20 protein-coding genes and 2 pseudogenes are annotated in these 21,683 nt (G+C 62.5%); 9 read left to right on the top strand and 13 right to left on the bottom strand.

What is annotated here, in order from left to right:
- Positions 1-41: 41 nt before the first annotated feature.
- The 4 genes from ACWPVA_RS16625 to ACWPVA_RS16610 all read right to left on the bottom strand — a co-directional run bounded on the left by ACWPVA_RS16625 (position 42) and on the right by ACWPVA_RS16610 (position 4,519).
- The gene (locus ACWPVA_RS16625; RefSeq protein WP_454288732.1) at positions 42-989 is read right to left on the bottom strand and encodes an ABC transporter permease; all 948 of its coding nucleotides are present in this window, start codon (positions 987-989) and stop codon (positions 42-44) included.
- Entirely contained in the window at positions 986-1,930 is a 945-nt protein-coding gene (locus ACWPVA_RS16620) for an ABC transporter permease (RefSeq protein ID WP_454288731.1), read from the bottom strand. Before ACWPVA_RS16620 ends, ACWPVA_RS16625 begins: the two co-directional genes overlap by 4 nt.
- Positions 1,927-3,390 carry a sugar ABC transporter ATP-binding protein gene (locus ACWPVA_RS16615; RefSeq protein WP_454288730.1) on the bottom strand — a complete coding sequence of 488 codons (1,464 nt, stop codon included), beginning with the start codon at positions 3,388-3,390 and terminating at the stop codon, positions 1,927-1,929. The genes ACWPVA_RS16620 and ACWPVA_RS16615 overlap by 4 nt, the downstream gene beginning before the upstream one ends.
- Before the next feature lie 115 nt (positions 3,391-3,505).
- On the bottom strand, positions 3,506-4,519 hold the full coding sequence (locus tag ACWPVA_RS16610; protein ID WP_454288729.1) for a substrate-binding domain-containing protein: 1,014 nt from the start codon (positions 4,517-4,519) through the stop codon (positions 3,506-3,508).
- Positions 4,520-4,800: 281 nt separating this feature from the next.
- Between ACWPVA_RS16610 and ACWPVA_RS16605 the strand changes: the two genes are divergently transcribed.
- From ACWPVA_RS16605 to ACWPVA_RS16575, 7 genes are all read left to right on the top strand, one after another.
- The gene (locus ACWPVA_RS16605; RefSeq protein ID WP_454288728.1) at positions 4,801-6,030 is read left to right on the top strand and encodes a GAF domain-containing sensor histidine kinase; all 1,230 of its coding nucleotides are present in this window, start codon (positions 4,801-4,803) and stop codon (positions 6,028-6,030) included.
- Positions 6,027-6,785 carry a response regulator gene (locus ACWPVA_RS16600; RefSeq protein WP_454288727.1) on the top strand — a complete coding sequence of 253 codons (759 nt, stop codon included), beginning with the start codon at positions 6,027-6,029 and terminating at the stop codon, positions 6,783-6,785. The genes ACWPVA_RS16605 and ACWPVA_RS16600 overlap by 4 nt, the downstream gene beginning before the upstream one ends.
- Positions 6,786-6,998: 213 nt before the next feature.
- Positions 6,999-7,607 carry a TetR/AcrR family transcriptional regulator gene (locus ACWPVA_RS16595; RefSeq protein ID WP_454288726.1) on the top strand — a complete coding sequence of 203 codons (609 nt, stop codon included), beginning with the start codon at positions 6,999-7,001 and terminating at the stop codon, positions 7,605-7,607.
- Positions 7,608-7,609: 2 nt separating this feature from the next.
- Positions 7,610-8,773 (top strand): efflux RND transporter periplasmic adaptor subunit, encoded by a 1,164-nt coding sequence (locus ACWPVA_RS16590; RefSeq protein WP_454288725.1) that lies wholly within the window; start codon positions 7,610-7,612, stop codon positions 8,771-8,773.
- Positions 8,770-9,903, top strand: coding sequence for an ABC transporter permease (locus ACWPVA_RS16585; RefSeq protein ID WP_454288724.1), 1,134 nt, complete (start codon positions 8,770-8,772; stop codon positions 9,901-9,903). The genes ACWPVA_RS16590 and ACWPVA_RS16585 overlap by 4 nt, the downstream gene beginning before the upstream one ends.
- 4 nt (positions 9,904-9,907) lie before the next feature.
- Positions 9,908-10,621, top strand: a complete 714-nt coding sequence (locus ACWPVA_RS16580; RefSeq protein WP_454288723.1) for an ABC transporter ATP-binding protein — start codon at positions 9,908-9,910, stop codon at positions 10,619-10,621.
- Positions 10,618-11,037, top strand: a complete 420-nt coding sequence (locus ACWPVA_RS16575) for a hypothetical protein (protein ID WP_454288722.1) — start codon at positions 10,618-10,620, stop codon at positions 11,035-11,037. Before ACWPVA_RS16580 ends, ACWPVA_RS16575 begins: the two co-directional genes overlap by 4 nt.
- Before the next feature lie 441 nt (positions 11,038-11,478).
- Here ACWPVA_RS16575 and pcaF read toward each other — a convergent pair whose 3' ends face one another.
- From pcaF to ACWPVA_RS16560, 3 genes and pseudogenes are all read right to left on the bottom strand, one after another.
- Positions 11,479-12,684 carry a 3-oxoadipyl-CoA thiolase gene (pcaF, locus tag ACWPVA_RS16570; RefSeq protein ID WP_454289623.1) on the bottom strand — a complete coding sequence of 402 codons (1,206 nt, stop codon included), beginning with the start codon at positions 12,682-12,684 and terminating at the stop codon, positions 11,479-11,481.
- A gap of 57 nt (positions 12,685-12,741) precedes the next feature.
- Positions 12,742-13,359: pseudogene (locus tag ACWPVA_RS16565) on the bottom strand (3-oxoacid CoA-transferase subunit B); the annotation flags it as partial.
- Positions 13,356-14,078 carry a 3-oxoacid CoA-transferase subunit A gene (locus ACWPVA_RS16560; RefSeq protein WP_454288721.1) on the bottom strand — a complete coding sequence of 241 codons (723 nt, stop codon included), beginning with the start codon at positions 14,076-14,078 and terminating at the stop codon, positions 13,356-13,358. The gene ACWPVA_RS16560 and the pseudogene ACWPVA_RS16565, both read right to left, overlap by 4 nt.
- 129 nt (positions 14,079-14,207) lie before the next feature.
- On the opposite strand from ACWPVA_RS16560, the pseudogene ACWPVA_RS16555 reads away from it, so the two are divergent.
- Positions 14,208-14,951, top strand: a pseudogene (locus ACWPVA_RS16555) (IclR family transcriptional regulator); the annotation flags it as partial.
- 121 nt (positions 14,952-15,072) lie between these two features.
- On the opposite strand, the gene ACWPVA_RS16550 reads toward ACWPVA_RS16555, so the two are convergent.
- Positions 15,073-15,483: an acyl-CoA thioesterase gene (locus ACWPVA_RS16550; protein WP_454288720.1), complete on the bottom strand. Its 411-nt coding sequence runs from the start codon at positions 15,481-15,483 to the stop codon at positions 15,073-15,075.
- Between the two features lie 106 nt (positions 15,484-15,589).
- On the opposite strand from ACWPVA_RS16550, the gene ACWPVA_RS16545 reads away from it, so the two are divergent.
- On the top strand, positions 15,590-16,564 hold the full coding sequence (locus ACWPVA_RS16545; RefSeq protein WP_454288719.1) for a LysR family transcriptional regulator: 975 nt from the start codon (positions 15,590-15,592) through the stop codon (positions 16,562-16,564).
- A gap of 4 nt (positions 16,565-16,568) precedes the next feature.
- Here ACWPVA_RS16545 and ACWPVA_RS16540 read toward each other — a convergent pair whose 3' ends face one another.
- The 5 genes from ACWPVA_RS16540 to ACWPVA_RS16520 are packed head-to-tail and all read right to left on the bottom strand — an operon-like array spanning position 16,569 to position 21,682.
- Complete coding sequence (locus ACWPVA_RS16540; RefSeq protein ID WP_454288718.1) at positions 16,569-17,597, bottom strand: histone deacetylase family protein; 1,029 nt, start codon at positions 17,595-17,597, stop codon at positions 16,569-16,571.
- Between the two features lie 59 nt (positions 17,598-17,656).
- Entirely contained in the window at positions 17,657-18,586 is a 930-nt protein-coding gene (locus ACWPVA_RS16535; protein ID WP_454288717.1) for a 3-keto-5-aminohexanoate cleavage protein, read from the bottom strand.
- Positions 18,587-18,596: 10 nt separating this feature from the next.
- Positions 18,597-20,237, bottom strand: a complete 1,641-nt coding sequence (locus tag ACWPVA_RS16530) for a N,N-dimethylformamidase beta subunit family domain-containing protein (RefSeq protein WP_454288716.1) — start codon at positions 20,235-20,237, stop codon at positions 18,597-18,599.
- Positions 20,238-20,261: 24 nt separating this feature from the next.
- Positions 20,262-21,026, bottom strand: a complete 765-nt coding sequence (locus ACWPVA_RS16525) for an amino acid ABC transporter ATP-binding protein (protein WP_454288715.1) — start codon at positions 21,024-21,026, stop codon at positions 20,262-20,264.
- On the bottom strand, positions 21,023-21,682 hold the full coding sequence (locus tag ACWPVA_RS16520; protein WP_454288714.1) for an amino acid ABC transporter permease: 660 nt from the start codon (positions 21,680-21,682) through the stop codon (positions 21,023-21,025). Before ACWPVA_RS16520 ends, ACWPVA_RS16525 begins: the two co-directional genes overlap by 4 nt.
- Between the last annotated feature and the right edge of the window lies 1 nt (position 21,683).

The following is a 21,683-nucleotide window of genomic DNA, read 5'->3' as shown; positions in this document are numbered from 1 at the left end:
TATTTCCAAAGACCTGAAAAATGAGATGAAACAGACCGTCATCATGCACTGCGTTGCGGACGACTTGCGAGCAGGATGACGGTGAAAATGATGAGGCCCGTCAGGATCAGCCGGATGCCCGCGCCAAAGCCGTAGGTATTGAGCATCGAGACGACCAGGAACATGAAGAGCGAAGCACCCCAGATCCCGGGTACGTTGGAATTGCCACCGGCGACCGCCGAGCCGCCAATGACGACGACGGCGATCGACATCAGTAGATATTCCGTACCCATGTTGAGTGCCGCACCGCCGGAGAAACTGGCCAGCAGATAGCCACAGGTGGCCGCAAGCACCGCGCAGAGCACATAGGTCAGCAGGCGCGCGCCATCGACCGGGATGCCGGCCATGCGCGCAGCAAAGCGGCTCTGGCCGATCGCCGAGATCCAGCGGCCATAGATCGCCCTGTCGAGCAGCCACCAGACGACGACGGAAAGCGCAAGCGCTACCAGGGCAATGTTCGGAATGCCGAAGCTGGTCGAGGTGGTAAACTGCGCCAGCATTTCCGGGGGCTTGACCCTCAATCCGCGATTGTACCAGATGGCCGAAGACTGGACGATGAAGCTCATCGACAGCGTGGCTATGATTGGCGGAATCCTGAGTAGCTTGATAAGCGAAAAGTTGAGCACCCCGACGACAAGGCCGATCAGGATTGAAACCAGAAGGCCGACAAGGATCAGCGAGTCCTGGCCGTCCATCAGCTTGAGTGCCATGGTGCCCGAAAGCGTCATCGTGGCCGGCACCGAAAGATCGATGTTGCCGGGGCCAAGCGTGATTACCAGCATCTGGCCAAGGCCGACAATGATGGAGAATGCGGCAAACGTGAGCGCTGCCTGGCTGAGGCCAGCGGAACTGGCACCGCCGGTGAAGAGCACCGTGACGATCCAGGTTGCGATGGCCGCGACGAAGGACCAGATCCAGGCCTTGCCGAAAAGAGCGTTCACGCGGGTCATGGCTGCTTCTCCTGCTGGCCTTTGCGATTGAGCACCAGCCGCAGCCCGAGCACGATGATGAGGATCGCTCCCTGCGCACCGATCTGCCAGTCTGGCGAGATGCGCATGAAGGAAAGAAACGAGCCTGCAAGCGTGAGCGTGAGAGCGCCGACAACGGCGCCGACAGGCGACACACGGCCACCGACGAACTCACCGCCACCGAGAATGACGCCGGCGATCGACAGCAACGTGTAGCGCAACGCGATATTGGCATCCGCCGAGGTGGCGAGGCCGACCAGGGCGATGCCGGACAGGATGGCGAAAAAGCCGGCGGCGGCGTAGGTCGCCCCCTTGATCCAGACAACTGACCAGCCCGCACGCGAGACCGAGCGGGCGTTGCCACCCACACCCCGCATCAGCACACCAAAGGTGGTGCGCATGACAAGCACATGGGCGACAAGCGCGATCAACAGGCTTGCGATGATAGCCATGGGGACGAAAGGCGGCTTGGAAACCATGATTGCGCGCAGCCAGACCGGAGCTTCGCCCCCTGGTGTGGGCAGGATGATCACCGCAAGCCCGGCCCAGACAAAGCTCATGCCGAGCGTGACGACGATGGAGGGCAGGTTCCGCATATGAATGATCATGCCGAGCGCCGCATAGACCACCACAGCGCCGGCAAGAATGGTGATCGCCGTGACCGGAGCGGAGGGCATGTAGACCGCCGTAACGCAAGCCGCAAAGCTGACGAAAGCGCCGATCGAGAGGTCAAGGTCGTTGACCGCGATGATCAGCATCTGGGCGATCGTGGCGAGGGCAATCGGCACCGCCAGATTGAAAAGCAGGTTGAGCCCCGTATAGCTCATGGCGCGTGGCTGAATATAGAAGACTGCGGCCAACAGGATCGCTAGCGATGCGACCGGCAGCATGAGGCGGAGTGTGGCAACGGAAGGAGCTTTCATGTGCTCTCTCCCGAGAAAGATGCGGCCAGCACGTTCTTTTCCTCGATCTCGTCTCCCGTCAGTTCGGCGACGATCTCCCCGTCCCGGAATACATAGACTCGGTCGCAAAGGCAGATCTCGTCCATTTCGGTGGAGTACCAGATGAAGGTACGGCCAGCGGCGGCTTCCGAACTGAGAATTGAATAGACTTCCTGCTTGGTGCCGATATCGACGCCGCGCATCGGGTCGTCCATCAGCACGATTTCGGCCTTGGTGGCCAGTGCCCGGGCAAACAGCACCTTTTGCTGGTTGCCACCCGAGAGCGAGAGAATGGGATTGCCCAAATCAGGAGTGCGGATTTCCATGCGTTGTTTCCAGTCTGCGCCGAGCGCCTCTTCACGTCCGGCATCGACTGCCGAAAGTCGTGAAAGATGCGGCAGGCTGCCGATCGACAGGTTCTTGAGAATGCTCCAGAGCGGGAAGGTGCCGTTCAGCGCCCGGTCGCCTGCGACGAACGCGATCGCATCGCCGTGACCAGGGAGCCAGTTGCTGCTGCGGTCGCGGAAAAGTTCGAGCAGCATGTCGGTCTGGCCGTGGCCGCCAAGGCCGGCAAGACCGATGATTTCGCCGCCCCTAGCCCTAAAGCCGATCTGTGACGCGCCGGTGAGGGGGCGCTCGATCGTGTAGGGCGCATCTTTCTGCGCCCTTTCTCCGCCGCGCGTGCGCTCCTTGACGACGCTGCCCATTGCCTCGACGAGGCTGTGCACTGTAAATTCGCCGGCCGGCCGAGAAGCGACCACCTTGCCATCCTTCATCACCACGATCCGGCTGGAGGTCGACAGGATCTCACTGAGAATATGGGAGATCAGCAGTACGGCGCCGCCGGCGGCGACAAAACGGCGGACATGGGTGAGCAATTGTTCGGCAAGGCCTGCGTCGAGAGATGATGTCGGCTCGTCGAGGATCACCAGCTTGGGGCGGTCGGTCACGGCAGCAAAAGTGATGGCGATCTCAACCATCTGCCGCTCCGCGATCGACAAATCACCGACGGTACTGGTGCAGTCGATATGATTGCCAGGAAATATTTCGTCGAGTTTGGCGCGAATGAGCGTCAGAGCCCGTTTGCGCCATCCGAAACCCTTGAGCCCGGCATGCATCAAGCGGGTGTTCTCGACGATGGTCAGGTTTGGGCAGAGCGACAGCTCCTGGAAAACGCAACGCACGCCGTTGGCCCGCGCCGTGGCAATCCCACCACCTGCACCTTCCGTTCCGCCATAGCCGATCGTGCCCTGGTGCGGCAGCAGGCCGCCATTGATCACGTTGACGATCGTCGATTTGCCGGCCCCGTTATGACCGACCAGACCGATTGCCTCACCGGGGAGAATGGAAAGATCGACCCCGTTAAGCGCCTTGACCGCGCCGAACTCGACCTTGATCCCGCGTGCGGAGACGACCGCCGGGTGTTCGGCTTCAATACTCATGCCCTTGGCCACTGTCCGTTCGCAATATTCGTGAGATGACCACCCGGCGCCATTGTGGTGGCGCCGGGTGGCGGGAGATCACGGCGGGGTGAAGAAACCCGCCGTGACAAGACCGTCACTTGCCGGCGATGACCGCCTGGGCGTCCTCGAGCGAGTATTCCACGTTGGCGACGCCGCCCTTCTCGGTGGTTTCGAGGTTCTTCTCCAGATTGTCCTGGTCGATGCGCAGGAAGGGCACCACGAGATCCTTCTTCACGTCCTTGCCGTCGAGAATTTGCTGGGCGACCCAGAAGGCGAGCGTCGAGACCCCGGGTGCGATTGAGACCGACATGGTCTCATAGCCGCTGGCGTCTTTCTGCTTCTTCCACCACTGCAGTTCGTCCTCGCGATTGCCCATGACGATCGTCGGTATGGGGCGCTTGGCGGCTTCGAAGGCCTGGGCGGCGCCATAGCCGTCACCACCCTGGGTCACGACAGCGGCAATCTCCGGCAGGCTCGGCAGGAGGCCGGCCACGGCGCGCTGTGCGACGTCCTGCGCCCAGTCGCCATGCACCGAACCGGCGATCTTGAACTGCGGATACTGCTTCACGCCTTCATGGATGCCGGCGGAGATCTCGTCGTCAACGAAGACGCCGGCGAGACCGCGGATCTCGAGAAGATTGCCGCCGTCCGGCATCTTCTTGGACAGATACTCGACCTGACTGCGACCCATCTCCTTGAAGTCGACGGCGATGCGCCAGGCGCACGGTTCGGTGACGATGCCATCAAAGGAAACGACGACGATCCCGGCATCACAGGCTTCCTTGACGGCACCGTTCAGTGCGGTCGGGGAAGCTGCGTTGACGACGATGGCATCGTAACCCTCCAGGATCATGTTCTGGATCTGGGCGGCCTGTTCGGTCGCCTGGTTCTCGGCGGTGGTGAAGGGATCCGCCGCTGCAACCGTGCCGGCCTTTACCGCTTCCTGGGTTACCTTGTCCCAGCTGGTCAGCATGGCTTGGCGCCACGAGTTGCCGGCATAGTTGTTGGAAAGCGCAATCTTCTTGCCCGACGTGTCAGCATGGGCCGATAGCGGCATCGCCGCGCAGACAAGCGCGGCCGAAGCCAGGAAGTAATTCCTGATGGTCATCTCTCTCTCCCTAGATGCCGGTGCGATCCGGCAGATTTCCGGGACCGCTCCTCAACGGCTGATCCGGAAATGTTGCTCCCTGAGGACTGAGGCCTCAGTGAAAAGCAGGATGAAGGAAAGCGAAAAGGCTGTATAGACGAATTGAAGCGGCGAACCTGCGGGATCCCGCAGGATAATTGCGGATCTTCGCAAGACGCGACAGGCGAAACTTGCGCTAATGAACTGTGGGAAGATCGGCTTTGCAGCTCTGGAGGGAGTTCCAAGACCAAGGGAGGAAGACGATGCTGGAAGACGCCTCGGCCTCGTTGCTGGGCCAGTATTTGACGATCTCGAGATTGCTTGCCGGTCAACTCGATTTCCATTCCGCCATACGCGCGGTTGCCAGGGAAATCAAGCTGATCATACCCAACGACCACATGGACGTGTGCATCATCACGCCGGGCAGCACCTATCACACGGCCTACGAAAGCGGATTTGAGACCGCCTGGAGCAAGATGTCCGCTGCGCTCATCGCCAACAGCCCGCTGCGCGATCTTCTGAGCGGAGAGGTGGACGAAATGCTGACGGCGGATGCGAGCGCCGACCCGACGTTCAACTTCTCCGGCGCTTTTTCGAAGCCGATCTTTGACCACGGCCTGCGGAGCCGGCTGCATGTGGCCTTGAAGGTTCAGGGGGAAACCATCGGCGCTCTCTCTTGCTCCAGCCTGCAGCCGAATTTCTACAGCCCCGAGGACATTGACCGCGCGCGCTCGATCGCCGACCTGCTCGCCCCCTATTTCTTTGCGCTGAGGGCCGCCGACCAGGCCAAGCGTTCGGCCATCGTCGAAGCCGAAGCGCGGGCGCGCGAAGAGGGCTTGCGCCTTGGGGCACTCCGCCTGACGGAAGCCCTCGAGGCCGAGCGGCAGAGGATCGGCATGGACCTGCACGATCAGACGCTGGCCGACCTCACCCGCTTTGCCAAGCGTCTCGAGCGCCTGAGCCTGATGCCGACGATCAGCGGCGAGACGCTCGAGCCTTTGTTTCGTAGCCTGCAGCACTCGATGCAGGACCTGCGGCAGATCATCGAGGAGGCGCGCCCTTCGGTGTTGCAGCTTTTCGGTCTTGCCGATGCGATCGAGAACCACCTCGAGCGTTCGGTGCGCGACAGCGGGCAGGCGATCGAACACCAGCTCCTTGACCATACCGGCGGTGCAACCGACCGGTTCGGTCATTCCGTGCGCGTCGCGCTGTTCCGCATTGCCCAGGAGGCCATCAACAATGCCATTCGCCATTCCCAGGGCGCTCGCCTCTCCGTTCGCCTTGCCTGCTCCGACGGCAAGCTGCTTCTTGAGATCCGCGACAGCGGGATCGGCATCGGCAAGGTCGCGCGACGGCCGGGCAGCGGGCTGGAGAACATGAAGACACGGGCGCGATTGATTTCGGCCGGGTTCAACTATGGCCGGGAGAATGACGAGACCTTTGTCCGTGTCTGCCTGCCGCTGCCGGATCAGGCAGAGGAGGAGAAGGCGTGAAGGTTTTGATCGTCGAGGATGATGCCCTTCACAGGGCCTATCTCAATGAGGCCGTGCGTTCCGCCCTGCCGGAATGCGACACCGTGTTCGAGGCCGACAACGGTCTCACCGGGGAAAAACTCGCGCGCGAACACCGTTCGGAATTCATCGTCATGGACCTGCAGATGAGCCCGAGAAACGGCATAGAGGCCGCCCGCACCATCTGGAAGGAGCGGCCGGACACGCGAATCCTGTTCTGGTCGAACTATGCCGACGAGGCGAATGTCCGCGGTATCGCTCGCATCGTGCCGGAAGGCGCAGCCTATGGCTATGTGCTGAAATCCGCCTCAGACGAGCGCCTGCGCCTTGCCTTGCGCTCAATCTTCATCGAGGCGCAATGCGTGATCGATCGCGAGGTTCGCGGCCTGCAGCAGAAGAGCCTCGGTCACGCCAAGGGGTTCACCGAATCCGAATACGAAATCCTGATCGACATCGCCCTCGGCCTGACCGACCGGGCGATCGCGCGCCGCCGCAATCTGTCGCTGCGCAGCGTCCAGAACCGTCTGCAGCAGCTCTATGAGAAACTCGGCGTCTATCAGCCGGTTGGCGAGGAAGCGGAAGAAGGTCGCTTCAACCTGCGCGCCCGGGCGGTGACCGTGGCACTGCTGCGCAAGCTGCTCAACCACAATGCGCTGGAGCGCGCCGAAGCGGAGCTCGAGCAATGGCTAGAGCGCAAGCATGCTGCCGCCATCAACCGCCGTTCGGCGTCCTTATAGAAGCGGCGCGCAGTCCCATTGAAAACCCGAGCCCATTTGCGCAACACATTCTCGTGGACATTAAGATCACGGCCGCCTGTACAACAGCGATCCTGCGCTCCTTGACCCGCTGCACCCCTCCAAGTTCATGCTTGCGGCCGGCCACTCTTCATGATTGACACTCGCGCTCGAACGCATTAGTTAGTGAGTAATAACTAACAAGAGAGTTTGGCCATGGCGCGCAAGCCAGCAGAAGACCGCAAGGCCGAGATATTGGCAACGACCTTGCGGCTCGCCGACGAACTGGGTCCCGACCGGTTGACGACCAATGCCGTTGCTGCGGCGATCGGGTTGACGCAACCGGGAATTTTTCGCCATTTCCCCACCAAGCAGGCCTTGTGGCAAGCGGTCGCAGCGGACATTCGCGATCGGCTGAAGGCTGTGTGGGGGGAGGCTCTGGCCTCGACTGCGACGCCGGAAGGACGGATCGTCGCACTCGTGCAGGCACAATTGCGCCTCATCGAGGCCAACCCCGCAATACCCGCCATTTTGCTCTCGCGCGAACTCCGCGTGGAAAACAGCGGACTTCGCCAGGCCTTCTCAGGCCTGATGGAGACTTTCCACGGTGTTCTCGCGGCCGAACTCGCGCAGGCGCGCGCGGCCGGCACTATGCGTCATGATCTCGATCCGGCGGATGGTGCGGTACTGTTGATCTCGCTCGTTCAGGGCCTGGCGATGCGTTGGTCATTGGGCGCCCGCGGGTTTGCCCTCCAGCCGGAAGGAATGCGGCTGCTGACCGTGCAGATGGCATTGTTCACGGCGCCGTCTACCAAGGAGAAATGATCATGAAACGCGCAACGATCCGGGGTCTTCTGGTGGCTGTCGCACTCATCACGACAGTGTCCCTGGCCTATGTCTTCTCGACCAAACGGCCGATTGTCGTTCCCGTTGCAGCGGTCGAGCGCAACGTTGCCGTCAGGGTCTACGGGCTCGGCACGGTCGAAGCGCGCATCGTGTCGAAAGTCGGGTTCGAAGTCGGGGGAGCCCTGAGCGAGCTCTCTGTCGACAGCGGCGATCTCGTGACGAGCGGTCAGGGGCTGGCGCGCTTGCATCGGGACGCGCAGCAGGCTCGGGTCGCGCGTGCGCGTGCGGCGATCGCTGCGGCCGCGGCGAATGTCGGCAAAGCCGAGGCGAATGTCGAGAAGGCGAGGGCGGTACTCGCTCAGCGCCAGGCGGCCGACGCGCGCCAACAGGAACTGGCCGGGCGAAACGCGATTTCGCGCCAGACCGCCGAGGAAGCGAAGCGCGACGTCGAGGTTGCGGCCGCCGAACTGACGGTCGCGCAGACGGAGGTCGAAGTTTTTAGATCGCAAGCGATCGATGCCAGCGCGGCGCTCGACTTTGAAACTGCCATGCTCAAGCAGCATGTTCTGGAAGCGCCGTTTGATGCGGTGGTCGTCGCACGTCACGCCGAAGCGGGCGCCGTGGTACGGGCCGGCGACGTCATCTACACGCTCATGGATCCCAAAACCGTCTGGACACTTGCCTATGTCGACGAGGAGCGCGCAGGCGCGCTGGCCGTCGGACAGCCGGCGGAGGTTCGGCTCCGATCCATGCCGCATGACGTCTACACCGGCAAGGTGGCGCGGATCGGCATCGAGAGCGACCGCGCCAACGAGGAGCGCCGTGTCTGGATCACCTGTGACAAGTGTCCGTCGCAGGCCTTTCTCGGAGAACAGGCCGAAGTGCGGATCACGGTCGACGAACTACCCGAGGCACTGCTGGTGCCGGAAGCGGCGATCAGTGGGTTCGATGGCCATCAGGGTCGCGTCTTCGTCGTCATGGATGGCAAGCTCGCCCAGGTGCCGGTGACATTCGGCCATCGCACGGAAGATGCCCGGGTCGAGATCGTGGCGGGCTTGCCGGAAGGCAGCCACGTCGTCACGGCGCCTTCCAAGGGGCTTGTCGAGGGACGCGCCGCGCGCATATCCGGGGAGGCGTCTCCATGAACCTTGCCTATCGCGATGTCCGTCATAACCTGTTTCGCTTCGTGCTCACCTGCCTTGGCCTGAGTTTGCTGATGGCGGTGGTGTTGGCAATGATGGGGATCTACAACGGCCTGGTGGCCGATGCGCTGAACATCGTCAGGGCGCCGAAGGCCGATCTCTGGGTGGTGGAAGCCGGTCGGCAGGGACCTTTCGCCGAATCCTCCAAGATACCCGGCCAGACTCGCGATGCCGTGGCACGCCTGCATGGCGTGAGCGATGCCGGCAGCATCACCTACCAGACCGTCGAAGCCGCCTTTGCCGGCAGGACGCTGCGGCTCTATATCATCGGCTATGAGCGCGGCCGTCCCGGCGGCCCGGATGCGGTCGTTGAGGGGCGCGGCATCGCGCAGAGCCATTTCGAGGCGGTCGCCGACCGCAAGTCGGGGCTCGTCATTGGCGAGCGGATCGCGCTTGGCCGCAATCGGTTCGAGGTGGTCGGACTTGTCGAGGATGCGATGAACTCCGGCGGCGATCCCGTCCTCTACATCACGCTTTCCGATGCGCAGACGCTGCAATCGCAGCTCGCACCGCCTGCCGCCCGCGTCCTTGAGGCGCGCGGCGCGACGGGCGAGAGCGGGAATACGGTGGCTGCGGTCATCGCCCGCGTCGACGCCAACGCCGATGTCGATTCCGTGGCGCGCACGGTTCGCCAGTGGAAACATCTCTCGGCCATGACCCAGGCCGAACAGGAAGACCTGCTGGTCCGCTCCGTCGTTGATCGGGCGCGCCGGCAGATCGGCCTGTTTCTCGGTATCCTGCTGACGGTGTCGGCGGTCGTCATCGCGCTCATCATTTACACCATGACCATGGAGAAGCTGAAACAGATCGCGACGCTGAAGCTGATCGGCGCGCCTGATCGCACCATCGTCGGGCTGATCGTCCAGCAATCGATCGCGCTCGGCGCTGTCGGCTGGGCCTTCGGCCTGATGCTGATCCTGCTGATCAAGGACTTCTTTCCCCGTCGCGTGATGCTGGAGCCGATCAACGCGGCGGCTCTGGCCGGCATTATTCTGGTCGTCTGCATCCTCGCCAGCGGTCTCGGCATTCGTGCGGCGCTCAGGGTCGATCCCGCGACCGCGATCGGAGGCTGACGCAATGACTGTTAACGAAAGCCGCCTGATCATCGATCTCAAGGCGATCTCCAAGCACTACGGAGAGGGTGAGACGCGCGTCGATGCCCTGCGCGGCGTCGATCTTCAGGTTCGCTCCGGCGAGGTTGTGGCTTTGCTCGGGCCATCGGGATCGGGAAAGACCACGTTGCTCAACATCATCGGCTGCATCATCGACCCGACCGAGGGGCGGGTCTGGCTGGATGGAGAGCCGGTCTACGAAAACCGCTGGCTGAGAAGCGATCTTCGGCGCCTGCGGCTCGACAAGATCGGGTTCATCTTCCAGTTCCACAACCTCTTGCCCTTCCTCGACGCCAAGGACAATGTCGCACTCGTGCTGCAACTGGCGGGAAAGTCGGCGGGCGAGGCGAGGCGCCGGGCGATCGAGCTCTTGGACTATCTGGAAGTCGGAAACCGCAAGGACGCCATGCCGGCGCTGCTGTCGGGCGGCGAGGCGCAGCGTGTTGCGATTGCCCGTGCGCTCGCCAACAGCCCGCGCATCATTCTCGCAGACGAGCCGACCGCGGCGCTCGATTCCAAGCGGGCCGGGATCGTCATGGACCTGCTGCGCAAGCTCGCCGCCGAGCAGGACGCCTGCATCGTGGCGGTGACGCATGACGAAAAGATCTATGACCGCCTCGATCGCCTTTTCCATCTGCGCGATGGTCGGTTGGAAGACCAGGAAGGGAGCAAGACATGAGCAGGATTGAGCAGAGCGGTTGGGGTCTGAAGGCGGCAGGTACCATCGGCATGGTGTTTGGCCTGTTGACGATCTTTTCAGGGGGCACGGCGCTGTTCGGCGGAGAGGCTGCACGAGCGGCCGTCGGCAATGCCGTACCGTTCGTGTTGTGGTTCAATTTTGTCGCGGGGTTTGCCTACGTCCTGGCCGGGCTGGGTCTGGTGCTGAACCGGAGTTGGGCCGTCTGGCTGTCGATTGCCATCGCCGTGGCAACTCTTCTGGTGCTGGCGGCCTTCGGTCTGCATGTCGCGGGCGGAGGCCTCTACGAGATGCGGACCGTGGGGGCGATGCTGCTGCGCGCAGCGGTTTGGGCGTGCATCGCGATCGTCTCATGGCGGACCATGCGTCGGCAATCGGAAGTTCTAAGTCCGAGGTAATTGTGGCGCTCCGTCATGCGTGGCGGCTGGCAAGATCAGGCTGACCGGGGCGAGCCGCTGGCGCGCAAGAACACCACGCAACTGTTCGAGTTGTTGTCGCCGCATCCTCGGAGCGGCGATCTGGGCGAAGTGACACCAAGGACCAATGGCACCTTCCTGTCCCGATATGCCGTAGCGCTCGCTACGCGGCAAGGATCCGGTCTCTGCGATCGACCGGCTTGTCCGTGAGGCGTTGAGCCACAGGCCTAAGGGCCATTCGTTCGAAATCTTGCCACGCGCAAAAAATGGCATAGCGCGCCACATGTCCGTTCTGGGCGGATAGAAACGCGGTCGTCCGGCCGCATCGCTATCGATTGCTCGCCTTGACCCCGGGCGACAGGCGGGTACGCGTCACGCCCCGGCCGTGAAGTGGCTGTCCAGGCACTTCACGGCCGACGCACTTCAGATGCGCTCCAGCGCGATTGCGATACCCTGACCCACGCCGATGCACATTGTGGAAAGCGAGAATCGACCGCCGGTCAATTGCAGTTCAAGTGCCGCCGTGCCGGTGATGCGGGCGCCCGACATGCCGAGCGGATGGCCAAGTGCGATGGCGCCACCGTTCCGGTTGACGCGCGGATCGTCGTCGGCAATGCCGAGCTGGCGCAGCGTCGCCAGGCCCTGCGACGCAAAGGCCTCGTTGAGCTCGATCACGTCGAATTGGTCCTGGGTCATGCCCAGCCGCGCCATCAGCTTCTGCGAGGCCGGTGCCGGGCCGATGCCCATGATGCGCGGTGGAACGCCGGCGGTCGCGCCGCCGAGGATGCGCGCAATCGGGGTGAGGCCATGCTTTTTCGCGGCCGCTTCCGAGGCGATGATCAGCGCGGCCGCGCCGTCGTTGACCCCCGAGGCATTGCCGGCCGTCACCGTGCCGCCCTCCTTTTTGAACGGGGTGCCGAGCTTGGCGAGGGTCTCGATCGTCGTCGCGCGCGGATGTTCGTCCTTGTCGACGACGACCGGATCGCCCTTGCGCTGCGGGATCGTCACCGGCGTGATTTCCTTCGCCAGCCGGCCGTTCTCATGGGCAGCAGAAGCCTTCGCCTGCGAGCGCAAGGCAAAGGCATCCTGATCGTCGCGGCTGACCGAGAAATCAGAGGCGACGTTCTCGCCGGTCTCAGGCATCGAATCGACGCCGTATTGCTTCTTCATCAGCGGATTGACGAAGCGCCAGCCAATGGTCGTGTCGTGAATCTCGGCATGGCGGGAGAAGGCCGTTTCGGCCTTCGGCATGACGAAGGGCGCGCGCGACATGCTTTCGACGCCACCGGCGATCATCAGTTCGGCCTCGTCGGCTTTGATCGCGCGGGCCGCGGTCATCACCGCATCCATGCCCGAGCCGCAGAGGCGATTGATCGTTGTGCCCGTCACACTCACCGGCAGGCCGGCGAGCAGCAGCGACATGCGCGCGACGTTTCGATTGTCCTCGCCCGCCTGGTTGGCACAGCCGAAGATCACATCTTCCACGGCCTCGAAATCGAGATTGCCGTGCTTTGCCATCAACGCCTTGAGCGGGATCGCGCCGAGATCGTCGGCGCGGACCGAGGACAGGGATCCGCCGAAACGGCCGATCGGGGTGCGGATATAGTCGCAGATGTAAGCTTCGGTCATGTCAGAGGCTTCCGGCACGATGAGGTCGGCCACCGGACCGGGCACGAGAAGCTCGGCGCCGGTCATGGACTGCAATTGTTCAAGCGAGATCGACGGCAGCTTTTCGCGCAGGACGAAACGGCCATTCTCGATGTCGATCACGGCGAGGCTGGTATAGACGCGCGTCACGCAGCCGACGCCGGTCAAGGGCAGGGTGCAGCGATCGAGAAGCTTCGGCTCGCCCTTTTTCGTCACATGCTCGGTGATGACCGCGACCCGCTTTGCGCCATGCACGAGATCCATGGCCCCGCCCACAGCCGGCACGCCGCCCGCGCCGACGCTCCAGTTGGCCAGGTCGCCGTTCTGGGCCACCTGGTAGGCGCCGAGAATGGCGACGTCGAGGTGCCCGCCGCGTACCATGGCGAAGCTGTCGGCGTGGTGGAAGAAGGCGGCGCCTGGATTGAGCGTCACTGCCTTCTTGCCGGCATTGATCAGATCCCAGTCCTCGTCGCCTGCCGCTGGCGGTTCGCCGAAATCCAGGATGCCGTTTTCGGTGTGAAACACCGCCTGGCGTCCCGGCGGCTGATATTGCGCGACCATTTCGGGAAAGCCGATGCCGAGGTTGACATAGGCGCCGTCTTCGATGTCCTGGGCTGCGCGCCAGGCGATCTGGGCGTTGGATAGCTTGTCGGTCATGGATAGCTCGCTCCCGCGCGGTTAAGGACTTCTTCCTGCTGAGGCTCGGGGACTTCGACAACCGCCTGAACGAAGATGCCGGGTGTGATGACGTTTTCGGGGTCGATCTCGCCGGCTGTGACGAGCTTCGATACCTGCACGATGGTATGGGCCGCGGCCATGCACATCAGCGGGTTAAAATTGCGAGCCGCCTTGTTGTAGGTCAGGTTGCCATGCGTGTCGCCCACATGCCCCTTGACGATCGCGAAGTCGGCCTTGAGCCAACGCTCCTGAACATAGGACCGGCCGTCGAACTCCTCGATCTTCTTGCCCTTGGCGAGATCCGTGCCATAGGCCGTCGGGGTGTAGAAGGCCGGAATACCGGCGCCACCGGCGCGGATGCGCTCCGCGAGCGTTCCCTGGGGAACCAGTTCGAGTTCGATTTCGTCGGCGAAATACTTCTCCGTAAAAACCTTGGGATCGGCTGAGCGCGGGAAGGAGCAGATGAGTTTCTTCACCATGCCCTGCTCGATCAGCGCCGCGAGACCGACATGGCCGTTACCGGCATTATTGTTCACCACCGTCAGATTCGTGGGGTGGCCGGTCTGCACAAAGCGGTCGATGAGCGCGTGGATCAGTTCGATCGGCGCCCCCGAGCCGCCGAATCCGCCAATCATCACCGTTGCGCCATCGCCGATCTTGGCCACGGCCTCAGCCAGGCTGGGGACTGTCTTGTCCATCGGTATCTCCTCGTTCGCCGCCGATCGCGATCATGCGGCCTATCTGTAATGGATAGGAATAATGGGCTTTCTCGGCAATGCACTTTGTGCGATATGATGTATTTGTTGACATATCGCACGAGCGTTGCAATGAGCATTTCTGAACGCGACACCATGGGGGGGCTGGCCAAGGGCCTGGCCGTGATCGAAACATTCACCGCGGACCATCCGCGTCAGAGCATTGCGCAAGTGGCGGCGGCAAGCGGCCTAGACAGGGCTACCGCCAGGCGCTGCCTGCTCACGCTCGCCCATTACGGCTACGCGGACTATGACGGCAAATTCTTCACGCTGACACCGCGCGTTCTGCGCCTCGGAACGGCCTGCCTCGCCACAATGCCTCTGCCGCAAATGGTGCAGCCGTTGCTCGATCGGCTATCGGACGAACTGGGCGAAAGCTCCTCGGTCTCCATCCTCGATGGGGACGAGATCGTCTATGTCGCTCGCGCCGCCCAGCGCAAGGTCATGTCGATCGCCTTGATGCCGGGCTCTCGCCTGCCGGCCTTCTGCACCTCGATGGGCCGCGTTCTTCTGGCGGCGCTGCCGGAGGGCGAGATCCGTGATCGTCTTGCACGGCGTCCGCTCGTCGCCCGCACGCCGCTCACCGTGACCGATCCCGACATCGTCGTGGAGCGCATCCGCGTCGTGCGAGAGCAGGGCTATGCCGTGATCGATCAGGAGGTCGAACTTGGCTTACGCTCTATCGCCGTGCCGGTGCTCACTGCGCGTGGCGCTACCATCGCAGCGCTCAATGTCGGCCTACCGGCGCGCGGCGATGACCTACAGGATCTCGCCGAGCGATATCTGCCCCCGTTGCAGTCTGTCCAGGCGGAGCTCGAAAGCAATGGTACGATAGCGGATCTGCGCTTCGCTCCGCGTAGAGATCCGGATCCTTCTGCCGAAGCCAGCCGTGCGGCTGACCGCTTTTTTCAGGTTTCTCGCGAAAGGGCAGCCTCTCTCAGCCCAATAGCTTGGCTGCGCCCTCGACAATCTCATCTGGCAGGGCCAGCGCTTGGCGCGCCGCCAGGTCGAAATAGACCGACACGGCGAGAAGCTCGGCGCAAAGCGTGCCATCCGCCTTGTTCGTCAGGCCGTGGTAGGTGGTCAGCGAGGTGCGTCCGACCTTCATCACCGAACCTTTGATCTCGAACAGGCTGCCGACCGGGAGTTCCTGACGAAAATCGATTTCGTAGCGGCGGTCGGCCCAGCCCTGCCGGCGCTCGGTGATCCAGGAGGCTGAATATCCCGAAGCCGCCATCAGGTGCCACAGCGACTGGTCGAAGGCGGCGATGTAGAATTGTACATTCATATGCCCCATGGCGTCGCATTGCGCGGGATAGACGACCCCTTGATAGGTCAGGATTGTCATCACTTTGTCTCCTCTTCTTCTTGTCCGGCCGGTGTTCGGCTTTGACGCCAAATCAATTCATGCAATAGCTATAACCACAAGCATTCGCAGAAGGAATGATGTGGGCATGGCTGGTCCGCGACGGCGTTTCGTTTGGGAATTGGACTGGAACCTGCTCCGCACCTTCATGGTGATCGTACAGGAGCAGGGGCTGACGGCGGCTGGAGAAAAGCTCTCGCTGAAGCAGCCGACCATCAGTAACGCCCTCAGGCGCCTTGAAATCCACATGGATTGCCGGCTGATCGAGCGCAATGCTTCGCATTTTTCGGTCACGCCTGCAGGGCGACGCCTGTTCAGCGAATGCGTCGCCCTGTTCGATATCGTCTCCGGGCTGCCCCAGCAGGTGGAGCAACTTCCCGGCGACCTCAGCGGCCATATCGATATTGCCCTCGCCAGCCATGTGGTTTGCCCTTTCTTCGACGAGGTTCTTGCCGCCTTCCATCGCGCTTTTCCACAGGTGACGCTGTCGATGACGGTGGCGCCGAGCCGTGATGTCGCGGTGGCGGTGGCGAACCGGGATGCCTGTTTTGGTGTCTGCCTGATGGAGGAGCGGCATCCGAAGCTCGAGTACGAATTGCTCTATCGCGAAGCTTTCGGCTATTTCTGCGGCCCCCGCCATTCGCTGTTCGGGAAGTCGGATATTCCGCTTTCGGCCTTGCGCCACGAACCTTACGTCTCGTTCAAGACCGACCAGATGTCCGGCGCCCTGTGGCCCGTCGCCCTCCTGCGCCAGCAGGAGGGGTTCGAGGGCGCGGTCATCGGCACCTCGTCGCATCTGGAAGAGGTGAAGCGACTTATCATAGCCAACTTCGGTTTTGGCCCCATGCCGATCCATGTGGTTGAAGACGACGTGCGCGCCGGCCGGCTCTGGCGGCTGCCGCCATACGAGACGGCGCCGAACATAGACGTCCATCTCGTCCATGACCGTGCGGCGCGTCGCGGCCGTGCCGAGAGTATTCTCCTCGCCGAACTGCGCAAGGCGATTGCCTCGTTGCCGCTTGCCGAGCGAACCTATCCCGGCCCGGCGAGCGCCCAAACCTAGCGCCTCAGACGGCGATGGTGCCGTAGCCAGTCAGGAAGGCGGTCAGGTTGTCGCCGAGTTCGTCGCAGAGATAGCCACCTTCCTGAACGATGACTGCCGGGCGATCGAGCTTGGCGATCGCCTCGCCGATCCGCGAAAACCCCGGTGTAGAGACCGAGAGCCCGCCGAAGGGATCCTTTTCGAAGGCGTCGAGCCCGAGTGCTATGACGATGGCGTCGGGGCTGAAGGCCTCCACACGCCGCAGCGTCGCCGATAATGCTTCGAGATAGGCCGCATCATCCGATTTGCGCGCAAGCGGCAGATTGTAATTGTAGCCGAGGCCCAAGCCCTCGCCTCGCTCGTCGGCATGGCCCCAGAAGAACGGATAGAAACGCACCGGATCGGCATGGATGGAGACGGTGAGCACGTCGCTCCGCTCATAGAAGATGCCTTGTGTACCATTCCCATGGTGAAGATCGACGTCGATGATTGCCACCCGTTCAGCCGAGCGCCTCAACCGCTGCGCGGCGATCGCCGAATTGTTGAAGAAGCAGAAGCCGCCAGCCACATCGCGGAAGGCATGGTGGCCCGGCGGACGGCAGAGTGCATAGGCCCACGGATCGCCGGCGGCCACCGCCTCCGCCGCAGAGGTGGCGCTCCACGCGCTCCAGCAGGCGCTCTCCCAAGTCTCTGCAGAAATCGGGCAGGAGGTGTCGGCCATATGGTAGCCGGCTTGGCCTACCGCCGAGGCCGGATAGGAGCCGGTGCGGGCGATGGGATGGATGTTAGGGATGACCTCTTCCGAAGCGCCCTCGATGTGCTGCCAGCGTCCGTAGATGCGTTTCAGGAAATCGAGATATTCCGGCGTGTGAATGGCCGAGATCGGTCCAAGCCCATGATCGACGGGCCGGACGATCTCGAGACCCGCGGCGCGGGCGCCCTCGAGCAGCCGCTCGACGCGTTCCGGCTGCTCGGGATTGGGTTGACGCCCGCCACTCGACAGGAAGAACTTCGGGTCATGGCGTTTCTGTTCATCGGCAAAGAAGGTCTTCATGATCGCTCCGCTGGGTTCTTGTCTTGCTACCGCGTGCCGCGCTTGTCTGCGTCCCCGTCCTAGAAGGCGACTCGGTCGCCGCCCTTGAGGGACAGCATGGCACGGGCCTCCTCCGGCGTTGCGACTTCGAGTGACAGGCCTTCGAGGATTTTTCGGATCCGTCTGACCTGGGCGGCATTGGACGTGGCCAGTTCACGGCCATCAAAAAGGCTGTCCTCCAGCCCGACGCGGACGCTGCCGCCCATGGTCGCTCCCATGGTGATCATCGGCATCTGATGTCGCCCAGCTGCCAGGACGGAAAAGCGATACTCGTCGCCGAACAGCTTGTCGGCAATCCGTTTCATGTGGACGAGGTTGTCCGGGTCGGCCCCGATGCCGCCGAGGACGCCGAAAACGAACTGAATGAACAGCGGTCCGGAAACCAAGCCGCGATCGCGGAAATGGGCAAGCGTGTAGAGGTGGCCGACATCATAGCATTCGAATTCGAAGCGCGTGCCGCAGCCCTCGCCCAGGCGCTTCAGGATCGCCTCGATGTCGGCAAAGGTATTCTTGAAGATCGTGCCACGCGTCGCTTCCAGCAATTGCGGTTCCCAAGCGTGCTGCCACTCGCGCGGCCGGTCCAGCATGGGATAAAGGCCGAAATTCATCGACCCCATGTTGAGTGAGCACATTTCCGGTTCGGCCGAAAGAGCCGCCGCCAGCCGGTCGTCGAGCGACATCAGTGAAGAGCCGCCGGTAGAAATGTTGATCACGGCATCGCAGGCTTGCTTGATCACTGGCAGGAAACGCATGAAAATGGCCGGATCGGCCGTCGGACGGCCGTTCTCCGGATCGCGTGCGTGCAGATGCAGGATCGAGGCGCCGGCTTCGGCCGCGTCGATCGATTGTGTCGCAATGTCTTCCGGCTTGTAGGGCAGGTGCGGCGACATCGAGGGGGTGTGGACCGAGCCGGTTACGGCGCAGGTAATGACGACTTTCTTCGATTTCATGATGACCACGTTATCGGCTGGAGGGATGAAGGGCGCGATCGAGCACGTTGCGGGTAACGCGTTCGACCATGGTATCTGCGCGCAGGAGTCCGGCGATCCATTCGGTGGAACCGACGTGGAAGACCTCCCCCTTGCCCTTCGGGAAGTTGACGATCATGCCGCAGCCGCGTTTGACCTTCTCCAGGTTCGCATCGCTGCGCGAGCCATAGAGCGTTTCTGCGACGAAACGACCGTCTTCGTCAGTCAGGAACTGATCCTCGACGGCGATGTCGGCACTTTCCTCGACCAGCGAGGTCATGCCGAGCGCCAGGATCTCGAGGCCGTCAGGCACGTCGTCCTCGCCGCCCGGTTCGGGAAGACCGTTGCGGATCACGTAGTCCAGTCCGTCGACCTCGTAGCCGAAGACGTGGCTCCCGGCTCCGAGCAGGTCGCCATAGTAGATGCCTGTCCCGGCGAAGGCCCAGTGGCTCGGCCGGTAAACGGGAAAGCCGCGGGCGCCGCGTGGCGCGCAACCGCCCCAGCCGGCGTATAGGCCGCGCGTGGCATTGAGCCCGAAGGTCAACGCGCCCGGCCGCCCGATTTCCGGGGCCTCCCAGGAATTGGTGGCGCGTGTGACGTCGCCGCCCGCGTAGACCGGGTCCTCGGCGCGTGCCCGGTATTTATAGCAGACCTGGGTCTGGCCGCCGTCCTCCAGCCGTGTCTGCCACATGAAATTTCCGGCAAAGCGTGCGGCAAAACCGCCGCGCTCGACGAATCGGTCGACGGCATCGCGCATTTCCCAGGTCCAGTATTCGTCATGGCCGACGAAGACGGCGCAGTCATAGTCATCTAGAATTTCCGGCCGGGAATGCAATTCGTGTTGGCTGGCAAGGTCGATGGCATAGCCTGCCTCTTCCGCCCAGCGGAAGAAATGGCTGTCATAGCTCGCCCAGCCGGAGGAGGCGTATTTCTTCGAGTGCCCGGTTGAATAGGCCCATTCCATATGGGGATAGCGCGGCGCTGTCGCTGGCGGCGTTTCGATTTCGAGCGGCACGCGCGGGGCCTCTTTCGGCAGAACAACGAAGCCGCGGCACCAGGGCCGCTGCGTGCTCACCCGCGTCGCATATTGATCGCGGTTCGCACCGGTAATCCCCTGATAATGATTGGAGCCGCCCCAGGTGTTATAGGCTGTCCATGTGCCCGTCGCGGCGATCTGCAGGATGCGGCCCGGCTTGGCCCCGGCCGCAGGGCAGAGGATGAAAAGATGATGGCAGTGGATTGGCTTCCCGTCGCGGCCCTCAGCCCTCAACGTCAGCCGGTAGGCGCCGGATGGCCAGTCGTTTGGGATGCGGAAGCTGTGGCTCGGTTGCCAGCCGCAGCCCTCGACCGAGCATTGATCCGGGGTCTCCTGCCAAGAGGTTGGAACGGAGCAGATGGCCAGTGCGTGCTCTTCGCTCGCACCGTCGCGAAGGATGTCGATATCGCAAGAGGAAGCCGTCGAGCTGATGAACAGCGTCACCTCATCGCCCGGCGCGTAGGAGAAACGGTCGGAATAGCACCAGATCTCGCCGCGCTCTCCGTCCATGCCGGGATATTCGTAATAATGCCCAAGCACCGCTTCGCGGCGTTGCGTTTCCGTCAGGCCGAAGTCGGGGAATTCCACCTTTGTCATGCTTGCTTGCCTTCCTTCCTTCGGTCAGGCGTTAAGGAACTTCCGGAGAAAGGTCCGGGTCCGCTCTTGCTTGGGATTGCTGAACAAATCGTGGGGCTTGCCCTCCTCGACTACCATACCGTCGGCCATGAAGAGCACCGTGTCGGCGACTTCTTCGGCAAAGCGCATTTCATGGGTCACGATGACCATGGTCATGTGCTCGGCGGCGAGCTGTTTCATCACGAGATTGACCTCGTCCACCAACTCCGGATCGAGCGCCGAGGTTGCCTCGTCAAACAGCATCACCTTTGGCTGCATGGCCAGCGCCCGCGCAATCGCGACACGCTGCTTCTGACCGCCCGAAAGACGGGCCGGAAAGGCGTCGATCTTTTCAGTGAGCCCGACCTTGTCGAGCATGGTCAATGCCAGCTCGCGAGCGGCCGCCTTGGTCATGCCCTTGAGCTTGACCGGCGCGATGGAGATGTTGTCCGCAACGCTCAGGTGGGGGAACAGGTTGAAGTGCTGGAACACCATTCCCATTTGCTGGCGCACCTGATTGATGTGCTTCTCGAAGGCACGCCGGGGAAGTGTCTGGTTGACCTTGACGCCATCCAGCCAGATCTCGCCGCTGTCGAGCGTCTCCAGATGATTGATCGAGCGCAGGAGCGTGCTTTTGCCGGATCCGCTCGGACCGATCACGGCGATGATCTGGCCGCGATTGACGCTCAAATCAATGCCTTTGAGAACCTCCAGAGAGCCATATGACTTGCGCGCCTGGCGCACCTCGATCATCGGGCGCATATCGTTCATCGCGAAAGCTCCACTTTGCGTTCGATCCGGCGCAGGACGGCCTCGAGGATCAGGTTGAGAATGTAATAGAGAGCGGCCGCCGTGATGTAGAATTCGAACGGCCGGTAGGTCTCGCTGATGGCAAGCTGTGCGCTATGCACCAGTTCGGCGATCCCGATCATGGACACGATCGAAGACTTTTTCAGAAGTGCGATCATCATGTTGCCGACGGCCGGCAGTGTATTGCGCACCGCCTGGGGTACCACGATGTAAAAGAGCGTTTGCCAGCGGCCGAAACCGAGGGAGCGCGCAGCTTCCGTCTGGCCGCTGTCGAGTGCGACGATGCCGGCGCGGAAGATATCGGCGTTGTAGACGGCGAAATGTAGGGAAAGACCGATAATGCCGGCCCAGATGGCGGGAATGTCGATGCCGATCTGTACCAGCCCGAAGTAGATCAGGAAAAGCTGCAACAGGAGCGGCGTGCCCATGAACATCCACATGAACAGGCGTAGCGGATAGCGCACGATCGCCGCGCCATAGAGTATCAGCAGCGCGAAAATGACACCGGCGATGATGCTGAACACCGCCGACGTGGAGGAGAGCACCAAGGTCCACCAGATACCCTCGCCAAGGAGCGTCCAGTAGGGCGGAACAACGCTGAAATCGAGGCCTTGCATT

This window comes from Rhizobium arsenicireducens, from assembly GCF_964021225.1.
Note: the sequence above shows the minus strand (reverse complement) of the source record. Positions and strands in the feature narration are given on the sequence as shown.